This window comes from Paenibacillus sp. SYP-B3998 (assembly GCF_010820665.1).
GTDB lineage: Bacteria > Bacillota > Bacilli > Paenibacillales > NBRC-103111 > Paenibacillus_E.
The window spans coordinates 48861-61321 of sequence record NZ_JAAIKC010000018.1 but is presented as its reverse complement, the minus strand read 5'-3'; the positions used below and the strand labels follow the sequence as shown (position 1 = coordinate 61321).

At 43.4% G+C, this 12461-nt stretch carries 11 protein-coding genes; 7 read left to right on the top strand and 4 right to left on the bottom strand.

Going from position 1 to position 12461, the window contains the following annotated elements:
• Nucleotides 1-14: 14 nt before the first annotated feature.
• The 4 genes from GK047_RS26425 to GK047_RS26415 all read left to right on the top strand — a co-directional run bounded on the left by GK047_RS26425 (nucleotide 15) and on the right by GK047_RS26415 (nucleotide 4232).
• A complete protein-coding gene (locus GK047_RS26425; RefSeq protein WP_163953369.1) occupies nucleotides 15-839 on the top strand; it encodes a carbohydrate ABC transporter permease in 825 nt (274 codons plus the stop codon).
• A gap of 207 nt (nucleotides 840-1046) precedes the next feature.
• Nucleotides 1047-1667, top strand: a complete 621-nt coding sequence (locus GK047_RS30460; protein WP_275901720.1) for a helix-turn-helix transcriptional regulator — start codon at nucleotides 1047-1049, stop codon at nucleotides 1665-1667.
• Complete coding sequence (locus tag GK047_RS30770) at nucleotides 1640-1915, top strand: helix-turn-helix transcriptional regulator (protein ID WP_481856060.1); 276 nt, start codon at nucleotides 1640-1642, stop codon at nucleotides 1913-1915. The genes GK047_RS30460 and GK047_RS30770 overlap by 28 nt, the downstream gene beginning before the upstream one ends.
• 322 nt (nucleotides 1916-2237) lie before the next feature.
• Nucleotides 2238-4232: a transglycosylase domain-containing protein gene (locus GK047_RS26415; RefSeq protein ID WP_163953367.1), complete on the top strand. Its 1995-nt coding sequence runs from the start codon at nucleotides 2238-2240 to the stop codon at nucleotides 4230-4232.
• A 56-nt stretch (nucleotides 4233-4288) separates the two neighbouring features.
• Here GK047_RS26415 and GK047_RS26410 read toward each other — a convergent pair whose 3' ends face one another.
• Nucleotides 4289-5227: a hypothetical protein gene (locus GK047_RS26410; protein ID WP_163953365.1), complete on the bottom strand. Its 939-nt coding sequence runs from the start codon at nucleotides 5225-5227 to the stop codon at nucleotides 4289-4291.
• A 348-nt stretch (nucleotides 5228-5575) separates the two neighbouring features.
• A complete protein-coding gene (gene hprK, locus GK047_RS26405) occupies nucleotides 5576-6490 on the bottom strand; it encodes an HPr(Ser) kinase/phosphatase (RefSeq protein ID WP_163953363.1) in 915 nt (304 codons plus the stop codon).
• Between the two features lie 234 nt (nucleotides 6491-6724).
• Between hprK and GK047_RS26400 the strand changes: the two genes are divergently transcribed.
• Nucleotides 6725-6994 carry a zinc ribbon domain-containing protein gene (locus GK047_RS26400; protein ID WP_163953361.1) on the top strand — a complete coding sequence of 90 codons (270 nt, stop codon included), beginning with the start codon at nucleotides 6725-6727 and terminating at the stop codon, nucleotides 6992-6994.
• Nucleotides 6995-7202: 208 nt separating this feature from the next.
• Here GK047_RS26400 and GK047_RS26395 read toward each other — a convergent pair whose 3' ends face one another.
• A complete protein-coding gene (locus GK047_RS26395; protein WP_163953359.1) occupies nucleotides 7203-7607 on the bottom strand; it encodes a CBS domain-containing protein in 405 nt (134 codons plus the stop codon).
• Nucleotides 7608-7866: 259 nt separating this feature from the next.
• Nucleotides 7867-8037, bottom strand: a complete 171-nt coding sequence (locus GK047_RS26390; RefSeq protein ID WP_163953358.1) for a hypothetical protein — start codon at nucleotides 8035-8037, stop codon at nucleotides 7867-7869.
• Between the two features lie 224 nt (nucleotides 8038-8261).
• Here GK047_RS26390 and GK047_RS26385 point away from each other — a divergent pair, with 224 nt between their 5' ends.
• On the top strand, nucleotides 8262-10940 hold the full coding sequence (locus GK047_RS26385; RefSeq protein ID WP_163953356.1) for a putative bifunctional diguanylate cyclase/phosphodiesterase: 2679 nt from the start codon (nucleotides 8262-8264) through the stop codon (nucleotides 10938-10940).
• A gap of 9 nt (nucleotides 10941-10949) precedes the next feature.
• Nucleotides 10950-12266 carry an ABC transporter substrate-binding protein gene (locus tag GK047_RS26380; RefSeq protein ID WP_346010395.1) on the top strand — a complete coding sequence of 439 codons (1317 nt, stop codon included), beginning with the start codon at nucleotides 10950-10952 and terminating at the stop codon, nucleotides 12264-12266.
• Nucleotides 12267-12461: the final 195 nt, after the last annotated feature.

Here is a 12461-nt window from a genome sequence, read left to right as displayed (position 1 = left end):
GGGGAAGGAGCACAATGATTAAGAGGCCTATAGTGTCCATAAGTCTGAGCTATGCACTGCTGCTTATAGGTACCGTCATCATGATTTTTCCGTTTCTCTGGATGCTCTCCACGGCTTTCAAGCAGCCTACAGAGGTGTATTCACTTACGCTCCTTCCCAAACATTTTACTTGGAGCAACGTTACGGATATCTGGCAGAAGACGGCGTTTAATGAATGGTTTATGAATAGCGCTGTTATTGGCGTAATTACTACGATAACCGTTGCATTTTTTGATACGCTGGCTGGATATATTTTGGCGAAATTTTCTTTTCGGGGCAAAGGATTTATCTTCATTTTGATTATAAGCACCTTGATGGTACCTACGGAAATGTTGATTATTCCTTGGTATTTGCTCGCGAATGGCATTGGTTGGGTTGATAATTATATAGGTGTTTTATTTCCAACGGTCATTACAGCGTTCGGTATATTTCTAATGCGGCAGTTCATGGAGGTAGTGCCTCAGGATTTGCTAGATGCTGCTCGCATGGATGGGATGGGGGAGCTCGGTATCTGGCTGCACATTGTGCTTCCACAGGTAAGAGCTGCAATGGTTACGCTCTGCTTATTGACCTTCTTGTCGAGCTGGAATGCCTATATTTGGCCGTTAATTGTCACGATGACGCCTGAGCATTATACGATTCCTGTTGGACTCTCCTATTTCTCCAGCGAAACGAGTACGGCTAGCAACTGGGTGCAGGTTATGACTGGCGCATGGATTTCAGTACTTCCCCTGATTGTGCTTTTCCTGATTTTCCAGAAGCACATTATTAGAGGTATTGCCCTAAGCGGATTGAAATAAGTGGCTGCAATTTCGGCAATAGTCATGATTTTACTTGAAGTCCTGTCTGTTAGGGGTGATTTCCCACAGATAAGGGCTCTTTTTTTAGTCGGACAAAGTAATGGGTATTTCTGTGATATAATAAACATATGTTCGTATATGTGTATTCTATAACGATAAATGGTGATGAAGATGAAAATAGAAAGATTAATATCTATTACATACGCTTTGTTGAATCATGAAGTGCTTTCTGCATCCGAGCTTGCCGAAAGGTACCAGGTATCTCAGAGAACCATTTATCGCGATATTGAGGCTATTTGTGCCGCAGGCATTCCTGTTGTGTCCTTCCAAGGCGTCAACGGCGGATATGGTATTATTAAAGAATACAAGATGGACAGAAGCTTGCTTGGCTCCAACGATATTCAATTTCTAATCACGCTTCTTCACAGTGCGGGAACTGTGTTCAAGGATGATACAACGAAAGAAACCATTCACAGACTCCAGACGATACAGCGTGATAACAGGCCGCAGCGTGTAACGATGGATATTGGGAGCTGGCGAACCGATGATTTGCATACGCTTCGATCTGCGATTACTTCTGGGCGCGTGATAACCTTCGGTTATATGAATGGGAAAAATGAGAGAAGCGAACGCGTGGTCGAACCGGTTAGCTTGCTTTTCAAATATTATGCTTGGTTTTTACATGGCTATTGTAGAACGCGGCAGGATTATCGGATGTTTAAATATCCAGAATGGCTCAATTGGTTGTTTTGCCCGAATTATTTTACCAGAACCATACGCACCCTCCCAACGATCTTACAATGGAAAGCAACCAACCAATCCAAATAGAGGAAGCTGTCCTTCATTTCTCAACGGGCTCCTTCGCAAAGGCATTAGATTATTTTTATGCAGAAGATAAAATTTACAATGAAGATGGTTCCCTTACAATTAAAGTAGTGAATGTTTCTGACTTGGACTGGTTAGTGGCAAGCATTTTAAGCTTTGGAGAAGATGTAGAGGTTCGCGAACCATTGATGCTAAGGCAGCAGATACAAAATAAAATTGCGAAAATGAGTCAACGATACGAAGAAGTATGACACGCAGCTGTCATACTTCTTTTATTACAATGAGGGTAATTCAACTTCAATCAAAGGAGTTTACCCATGCCAAATCATCCATTTTTTTTAGAGCAAAGAATCAGAGAACGAAATCTAGAACTTAAAGAGATAAATCGAGACGCTTGGAAGTGGACGCACACGCTTTCTCGCAAACCTTCAGCCTTGTTGTTTGGGCTTTTCGCTTTCTTCGCTTTATTAGATTAAAAGTATTCTTCGTTAAGTTGCTAGACGTTCCTCGTGAGCGTCGCTTATTGGTTAGAGGCTGCGAATAACTATAAGCGATAGTAAGGAGGAAATCTTCATGAACAGTATTTTTCGGAAAAAACATTTCTTATGGAAGGCTTTATGTGCAGGGGTGTTAGTAGGTGCGGTCTCTCTGTGTTTGGCAGGGTACATATATGTGCAAGGAATTGATGTATCCAAGCTCAGTCAACCCCTTCCAGAGCCAACCCTTGTGCTTGATAAGAACGGGAAGGCGGCATCGCAGCTGTCTGCATCTAAGATAGATCCTGTGCAGCTGTCACAAATGCCCAAATCTTTGATAGATGCTGTAGTGGCGGTAGAAGATCGGAGATTTTACGAGCATTCTGGCATCGACTTGAAGTCTATACTTCGTGCAGTTATGCGTGATATCCTGCGTGGCGGATACTCGGAAGGAGCTAGTACGATTACGCAGCAGCTGGCGCGGAATCTATTTTTAAATGCGGATAAAACCATGGGGCGGAAGCTAAAGGAAGCGGCTTATGCCATTAAAATCGACATGACGTACAGCAAAAATGAAATCTTGGAAATGTATTTGAACAGCATTTATTTTGGAGAGGGGAGCTGGGGCGTGCAAGGGGCAGCCAGAACGTACTTTAGTAAAAATGTACAGGATTTATCACTGCCTGAGGCAGCCGTTCTTGCCGCACTCCCAAAGGCTCCAAGTAAATATTCTCCCTTTCAAGATGAGGAGCAGGCACTAGAACGAAGAAACACGGTACTTTTGGTGATGCGTGATGAAAATAAGATTACGCAAGGGGAGTATGAGAAAGCGAAGATTGCTTCCCTCGGCGTGGTAAAAGGCGATAAAGGGGATGATTTGAAGGGGCGTTATTCAGCCTACGTTGATGCTGTAATTAATGAAGCTGTTAGCGTGTATGGCTTTACAGAAGAGCAGGTATTAACGGGAGGCTTGAGGATTACTACGGAGCTAGACACTTCGGTGCAACAGGCGGTATCGGATGTTTATAACAATGAAAATTTCTTTCCGGTAAGCAAACCTGATCAGCTGATTCAGAGCGGCGCAGTTATTTTAGATCAACAAACGGGTGGTATACGTGCAGTCGCAGGAGGACGAGGGGATGGCGTTTTTCGCGGCTTTAGCCGTGCGACTCAGCTCCGAAGGCAGCCGGGTTCCACTTTCAAACCGATTGCTGTTTACGGACCAGCACTTGAAAAAGGCTTTATGCCAGCATCAACCCTTTACGATGGTCCACTTAACATCGAAGGTTATCAACCTGCGGATTGGGATCATCAGTCCCGTGGGCAAGTAACGATGCAGGAGGCAATCGTTTCCTCATGGAACGTACCGGCTGTCTGGCTTCTTCATGAGATTGGTATGGATAGCGGTCTCCAATTCCTCGATTCACTAGGCATTAAACTGCCAACCAAGGATCGGCAGCTCGGTATTGCGCTTGGCGGCCTGTCGGAGGGGGTATCACCGCTTCAAATGGCACAGGCCTTCAGCGCCTTCCCGGCGAAGGGGATTTTGCACCAAGCGCATACGATCACCAAGATCGAGACGAGAGAAGGCCATTTGCTCATTCAAGCAAGCACTAAGGGGACACAAGTGATGAGACCGGAGACAGCCTTCGCAATGACGTCCATGCTGCAGCAGGCAGTAATAAGCGGAACGGGCAAAAATGCGGCAATGAACCGGCCAGTAGCGGGGAAATCCGGTACGACGCAATTGCCTAGTACGGATGAGTTCAAAGGACTAGGCTCCAGCAGTGCGAAGGATGCTTGGTTCGTAGGATACACGCCTGAACTTACGGTAGCGGTGTGGGTAGGTTACGATCGTACGGATCGTAACCATTATTTAACGACATCCGGAGGGGCAGTGCCCGCGGTCCTTTTTCGAGAAATGATGACTCGTGCGCTAGCCAAGACGCCTATAGTTGCCTTTGACATGCCCAATCTTGAGGTAGCCTCAACAACAAATTCTGAGAATCCCTTGACTGTCTCAACAGACAGGGAGGATGAGAAAAAAAACTCAGAGCATGATCATGGTCATAGCAAAGGTAAGAAGAAGTAAAACAGATTAAATAGAACAAGCCGTCCGCATCCGGAAATGGATGTAGACGGCTTGTTTTAATCCTCGTGCTTGCTGCCATGTTGGTTGTCGTTCTTTTTATGATCTTCCTTTTTCTCTGCCTTTTCTACCTTTTTATCACGGTTTTTACGTTCTTCCCCTTGGTCGTCATCTTTATTTTGCTTCGAAATGTCCTTGTTTTTTTCCCAACTGGCTTTCATTTGGACATTCAGCTTACTTGCATCCAGTCCATAATGCTCGGCAAGTTCTGTTAACAGCTGTTGTTCGGCGTTCGAGGATGTAAGGTCAACGGTTGAAAGAAGTTCCTTTATCCAAGCTGCGGCAGCGTTCCCTTTTAAGTGTACGTTACCAGATCCTTCAGGCTTGATGTTAAGGTCATAATCCTGTCCGCTGCTGCTTTGGGTTTGCTGAATATGCAGTTTGAAATGCTTTCCATCTACCTTCAGATCAATGCCATCCAAACCGGGATACACCTGTTTCACTTGTGCAGACGGTGCTTGAGATGAAGGTAGTGGAGCTGAAGGTGATAGGGACGCGACGGGCATGTTGGTCGGATTTCCTGTAGATAATTCGCTTGCACCGGAAGCCGCTGGTGTGGGCGTAGGTATTGGTGATGCTGGGATAGGTTGCTTTGGCTCAGGGGCTGTTATGTCCTTTGTTGAGGCTTTAACATAAGCGGCCTGCTGCTTGCTGTTAAGAATCAATTCAAGGCTATCGCCAGACTTTAAGTCGGATAGCTGTGCCTTTTGCTCGTTACGATAAACCCATACTGACTTGGCTAGAGGGATGGTTTGATCACCGTCGTTTGTAGTTACAGTAACCTGTGTACCGTCTGAAGTGACCGATTGGAAGGTACCCTTAACTGACGCGGAGGTCGATGTAGGGGATGAGGTTGCGGCGAAGGCGGTCCAACCGCAAAATAACAGAACGACCATAGCGATGGAAAGGATCGTGAATAGTAATTTTCTTTTGTGCATGAAGATACACCTCCATCAACAGTTTTCGGTAGAATAGGTAGTTTTAAGACGGTATTAGGGGGAATTGAAAGTAGGTGCGACTCGTTTTTCTGGCGGTTTTTTATTGAGGGATGCTAGGACGGAGGTGCAGATCCTTGTCGGATGCCCATCTTGATGATGTTCTTGCTTGTTGAGGATTTTTTCTTAAGCATGTTAATGTTCAACGGCATGAATAGTAGCGTGCAAACAGCCCATGGAGTTCTTGAACTCCATGGGCTGTTACTTGTTATCGGTTAAACCGCTAACTGTACCTTGTTAACGAAGCTTGCATTTTCAAGTTAAGGTTTCTTTAAGGTCGCTACCTGTCACTCATTCCGTCCCACTTTGTAAACGCTGCATGAATTCTTCAACAGCGCTATAGCCCTGCTGGCGCAAATACCAGTTGTTGGCCGCAGCTTCGACCAGTCCGGCCACATCTCTGCCAGGTTGGAGCTGAATTTCAATATGTGGAATCTGAATATCCATGTATTCTGTGAATTTGGGCTCCAGCTCCAAGTCGTTGTTTAGGTCATCTTCTCGCCATTTGGTCAGTTCGATATCCAGAACGATTCGCGTCTCATCTTGAAAGGCCTTCCGTCCATATAAGCGCGATACATTAACAAGTCCGATGCTGCGCAGGGCAAGGAATTCCTTCGTTTTGCCATTATGGGTCCCAAGAAGGGTCTCGGGACTAATTTTCTTAAGCACAACAATGTCGTCTGCTACTAGTCGATGTCCTCGATGGATTAAGGTGTGGGCCGTCTCACTTTTGCCTACGCCTGATTTTCCTCGTAAGAGGATGCCGATGCCTGAAACATTAACGCACACGCCATGGACGGCTATTTCCTGAGCAAGCGATTTACTTAAATACATATCAACAAGTTCTTGGAATTTAGTGGTTGAGGCTGGTGTGCGCAAGAGCGGAATTTTCTCTTCTTCGCAGTACTTGGTTAAATATTTCAAGCCCTCTTGATTTCTCGTTACGACGAAGCAAGGTGGGTGGTATTTGACAATATTACCGATATGGAGATTTCTTTCATGCTCGCTTAACTTATGCAGGTAGGTGATTTCTTTCCTGCCTAAAAGCTGAACATGTTCTTGCGGGAAATACTCGAAATAGCCGACAAATTCCAAGCCGGGGCGATGGGCCCTTGTTTTAGAAATGGTACGATGCATTTCTGAATGTCCGGTAAGCACTTCCAGCGAGAAGCGTTCAACTAAATCCTTGACTGTGATAGGCTTCACCAATCGTTCCTCCTAGTTCTAAATCGTATTCATAGTTTCGCTACAAGAGGGCTTGACTCCTGCGTTGGAAACGTTTTTATTAAAACTAAGATATAATATCTCGTGAATAAGAAATTACTTCGCACAAGAACAGTAGCCTCTCTGCTGTGGAAGAAAGGTTTAGTTGTATGAGCAAAAGACAATCATAGGATAAAGACAAGTGACTACACTACATAATAGACAAGGGGATTAAGAATGGAAGCTTCTTATAAAAATTGCCAAAGCTGCGGCATGCCGCTCACTCGTGACGAACAAGGGGGCGGTACGGAGAAGAATGGCGCAAAGAGTAAAGTCTACTGCAGCCATTGTTATGAGAAAGGTGAGTTTATCTTACCGGAACTAACCGTCGATCAAATGAAAGATAGAGTCAAGCAGAAGCTTGTAGCGTTTGGTTTTCCGAGGTTCCTGACAGGCTTTTTTACGAGGAATATACCTAAGTTAAGAAGATGGCGTAAGGATAATTAAGAGTTTAAAGTGAAGGTGGTAGGAAAAAGAGAAGTGGAAGGCAGCACAAAGTAGAATAGAAGAGGGAATGGGTATGGAGTGGAAAAGCGATTCAATAAAAGACGATTTCAAGAAACGGTGGGAACTCCATTCCCAATTACCCCCAAATTTCAAATCTATATCTCACTAGGACTTGAAATGTCCCACCTGAAACACCTGATACGGTTTATCAATCGGTTATGTTTCTCATATAATATTCAATAATGTCTTTTCGGCGAATAATTCCTATGAATAGATTTTCGTCATCTACAACCGGGACAAAATTCTGATCTGCTGCCAGCGCGAGCATATCTTCCATGTGTGCGTTGATGGAAACGGACTCATTATGAATATGCTTCTCGATTTCGCTTACCGGTACCTGCTGCATGTTATCAAAATCAATCCCTGGTGTATTTTTTAACTTCCATAACAGGTCACCTTCCGACAATGTACCTGCATATTTTCCTGCACTATCTACAATGGGAAGTGCTGTGTAATAGTGATGTTCCAAATGTTCTAAAGCTTCTCGCATGGAAGCTGATGATGTGATAAAGGTAACCTCGTCTTTAGGTAGTAGAAAAGAGGCTATTCTCATAGTTGTAATCTCCTTTTCTCAGAAATTTCAATTAGCGCTAAGTTTATTAAAACATAAATTGCGTATAAAGGCATTGAATGTTGCAAGAAATAGCGTGTCGTGAAGAAGTTTGAAATATGATATTCAGGTTCTATTACAGTATAGCGGTTTTCGGGCATTCTTGCGTGAGGATATAATTGGAATGACAAATAACGCCCTGCGCCAGTTCCGCGCAGAGCGTTTTGAAGGGGTCTTGCTTGGTTTGTTTATGTAGATGCAGCTATCTGGAGACGCCGCATTTCTTAGCAAGCGTGGGCCATGAAGTGACAAACATGTTTTCCCACCGGTGTTCAGGTAACACTTTAATCCATCTCGCGATTTGATCTAAACCCATTTCGCACAATATGTTGATAACTTCTTCTTTTTCACAACCTGTTTTTGTTGCTAACATCGTAAACCACCTCAGTCGAATGTATTCAAACAATTATGTATATGCAGTTATTTGAGAAAAGGTGACACTTTTCATTTAATCTTGATTTTCATCATATTGATTTCCAGTAAATTGATCTGGAACCAATCAAGAAGGAATGCTATTTAGGTATAGAGAACTGTTTGGAGGATATGCTTGGATGGACTAAAGTAATGGGTTGCCGTGTGCAGATGCAGGGGGTCAACATGAAAAAACGGAATCTACATGCTTTTCGAATCGTACATATGAGTTTGTTTTATGTAGTATGCGTAGGTCTGGCATTGCTAAGTGAGTATTACGATTTGCAGTTGATATATGGACTTACCTTTTCGTTCACCAGTATATTTTTGTTCCTTCTTTTACTTACATATGGATTATGGCCAGGCATTATAGGAGCTTTAGTTGTTTATACAGTGAGTGTATTTCAATTCCATGAACCAATGATCGACTTAATCAATGTGCTGGAGATTGCATTCTTGGGCGTTATTTTGAATGCTCGACGGAATATGCTCCTCCTGTGGGACGGGGTCTACTGGATTGTGCTAGGGATTCCGCTCATGGTGATCACGTACTATTTTTACTACCAAAGTCTTTCTATGGAATCGACGTTAATTATTACTACGGTGGCTACGAACGGATTATTTAATGCGCTTATAGCTGAAATGGTAGATAGATATGTACCTCAGGGTTTTAGAGGCATAGTCGGCAAGTCTGATGATCAGGGCATTCCATTTGGTCAAGTGCTCTTTCACTTCTCCATAACGGCTGTGGCTATGCCTTATTTAATTTTTGTTCTCATGAATAGTTGGAATCTGGACAAAGCTATAACGAACAGTACGCATCAGCAAGCGATGAACACGATGAATAGTATGAAGGAAGAGTTAAATAAATGGGGAAACCGAGACATCCGAGGCATTCGGCTCGTCAGTAAACTTCAAATCGGGTATTTAAATGAATTAGTGAGCAAGCATACAACGGGAAATTTGTTTCAAATTGTCATTACAGACAGCCAAAATCGTATTCTTGCTGGAAACGATCCACATTCTTTAGAGAAGACTCACTATGATTGGCGAGCGGATAGTATCACAATCAAGCTTGGAGAAACCTTCTATGAGAAGATCCCGCAAAAGCACTCCATTATTATGCCAACTGAAGAATGGAGAGAGGCGCAATATATTTATAACGACATGCTTACTCGTATCCCCTTACAAATTTATATCATTATGCCTATCCAGAACTATCGTATACAGATCTATGAACAGTTCTTAGCGCAGCTTAGCTATCTGCTTTTATTTATCATAGGCTCTAGCTTAACCTCAGTATTTATCAATCGGGCGATTGCTCGTAATTTATCGCAGCTGGCCTTAACGACAACAGGACTGGTCGATAAGATTTACTATCGCAAAGAGATGGAATGGCCAAATAGTCGGATCGTGGAAATCAAATCACTTGTCGATAATTTTCGTCATACTTCGCATAAATTGCTATTGATGTATCATGATTCCTTGGAGATGAACAAGAAGTTGCAAGAACAAACCAGCATGCTGCTAAGCTCAGAGGAAAAGCTCCAGCATCTCGCTTATTATGATGTGTTAACGGGCTTACCGAATCGACTACTTTTATCGAAGCATCTTGAGGAACTGCTCATCATGGAGAATCAAATGAGGCTGCCGATCGCTGTTATTTTCGCTGATTTGAATCAATTTAAGCAAATTAACGATACTCTGGGTCATGCCATTGGCGATAATTTGTTGCAGACAATTGCTAACAAGTACAGCAAGCTGACATCAAACGACTGTCAAGTATTCCGTTTTGGTGGCGATGAGTTCGTGTTCGTACTAGAGGGTGCGGAGGAATCGGAGCTTTTAGAGGTTACGAACGGGATATTTAGCTCTTTCGCCGAGCCGATCGAACTGCAAGAGATGAAAATGTATGTCTCTGTGAGCCTGGGGGTTAGCTTATATCCACGAGATGGTCAAGACCTCAATACGATTTTCAAAAATGCAGACATGGCCATGTACGTCGCGAAGGAACAGGGAGGGAATGCGGTTTATTTCTTCAATCCTGAATTAAATAAGTTAGTTACGGAGAAAATGCTGCTGGATAACGGGATTAGGGAAGCGCTGAAGCACGAACAATTCCAACTGCATTACCAACCCAAAATAGACACCGCTCAGCAGACGATTTGTGGTTTAGAAGCGCTTATCCGTTGGCAGCATCCAGAGTTAGGATTCATACCTCCAACGAAATTTATCCCGCTCGCAGAAGATTCAGGCATGATTCTAGAAATTGATAAATGGGTGCTGCAAGAGGCATGTAAACATAATAAATTATGGCAGGATCGAGGGCTCCCAAAGGTACCAGTCGCTGTCAATATTTCAGGGAAGCATTTCTATCAAGGCAATCTGTTTGAGGTAATCCGCCGTGTCCTTACTGAAACTGGCTTACAGGCACAATACTTAATCGTTGAAATTACGGAAGGTGTTCTAATTAAGAATGTCGACCAAGTATTGGAAACGATTATGAAAATTAAAGATATTGGCGTGCAAATTTCCATTGATGATTTTGGTACGGGGTATTCGTCTCTCAATCAATTACAGCGTATGCCGATTTACCAAGTAAAATTGGATCGTTCGTTTATTAGCAATGTAGCCACGGATACCAAGAAATCGGCGATTGTAAAGGCGGTTATTGAGCTTGCACACAGCATGAATCTGAAGGTAGTTGCAGAGGGAATCGAGACAAGCGAGGAAATGAATTATTTCGTACAGCTGGGCTGCGATGAACTTCAGGGCTATTACTATAGTAAGCCAGTTCCTTTCGAAACGTTTGCGAAGCTTTTGGAGAAACGTGACCGTTTTGTTTTAGAGAAAGGGGAGATCTGATTGAAAAGAGTGATTACCTTCACATTCATATTGGTAATGACGGTTGTCGTAGGGCTATCCGGATGCTCTTCTCCTTTTTCTCAACGCTCGGTCGTCGATAACCAGACTGCAACAGAACCACAAGGAGATGCTCAAAACGATAGTGATCAAGTTGAACTGACGATGTGGTCCTACTACGACGGCTGGGAGCCGCTCATTCGTAAATTTACGAACAAGTATCATGGTGTCAAGGTCAAAGTTGAGACGTTTACGTACTCAACCTACAAAGACAAGTATCTTCAATCGTTGATTGATGGACATCCACCTGATATTTTCGTCATTGACAGTAATCAATTCGGTGAGTTTAACGCGATAGAGGGACTTGAAAATTTACTGGCGAAGCCTTATGAGGCGGGGGGATATCAAGATGATTTCAGCCCTTATCTGTGGGAAAGTAACAAGTCATTCGACCAAAAGCAATTGATCGGTTTCCCTTATGCGTCATCGCCATCAGTGACTTACTATCGGGCAGATCTCTTACAACAATACGGGTTTCCAAGCGATCCTGAAGAGCTGGGACACTTTATGGAAAAGCCTGAAAATTGGATCGAGATGGCGAAGGTGTTGAAGGAACATGATATATGGATCAGTCTATGGCCTACGGATGTTTTGGAACTGTATGAGCATTCGAAAGGACTCTACGATTCGGATTTTAATTATCAACGAAACGATTATCGTTTCGGGGAATTATTTAATACCAGTAAGAAGATTAGTGAGCTAGGACTGGATGCGAACGTAGATATATGGCAAGAGGGAGGCAAAAAGCTTGTCCGTGACAATAAGCTTGCTATGTTGTACATGGGGACGTGGGGCCTTCAAAAATTGCAAACATGGTTTCCCGAGCAGGCGGGCAAATGGAGAGAGACGAAGCTGCCGTTCCAATTATATGGTTGGCAAAATAGCTCTAATTTTTCACTTTCATCCTTGAGTAAGCATAAAAATCTAGCTTGGAAGTTCATCGAATTTGCTGTGACGCAAAGCAGCATGGATGGTATCGATGCGACACTGCCAGCGTATTTGCCGGCAAGAAACAAGGTGAAACAGATTCCAATTCCTAATGAGTTTCTTGGCGGTCAAACCACCAACGCTCTTCATGTTGAGCTTGCTAGTAAAATGATCGAGCACGTTGTTACTCCGATCGATCAAGAAGCCAACGCGATGTGGGAAGGTATTATGAATAAAGGGATTGAGAACGATGATTCGATTTCCCAAGTGCAAGAGGCTGCAATGAAAGAATTAAACGGACGCTTCGGCAGAGATATAGAAATTTTGCTGAAGGGTAGATGATGAAGAGGGGACTCCTGCTGTTGCGAATAAATATGCGACAGTAGGGGTCTTTTGTCATTTTATTTGGGAGTGTTTCATGTCTTTGGTTGTGTATTCGATAGGCAGTTAGTACAATGGTGGTGAAAAAGCCTATGTTTATGAGAATGTTTTATCGGATGGAAAAAACGCTTATACTTACGGATTACGCTTTTCTAA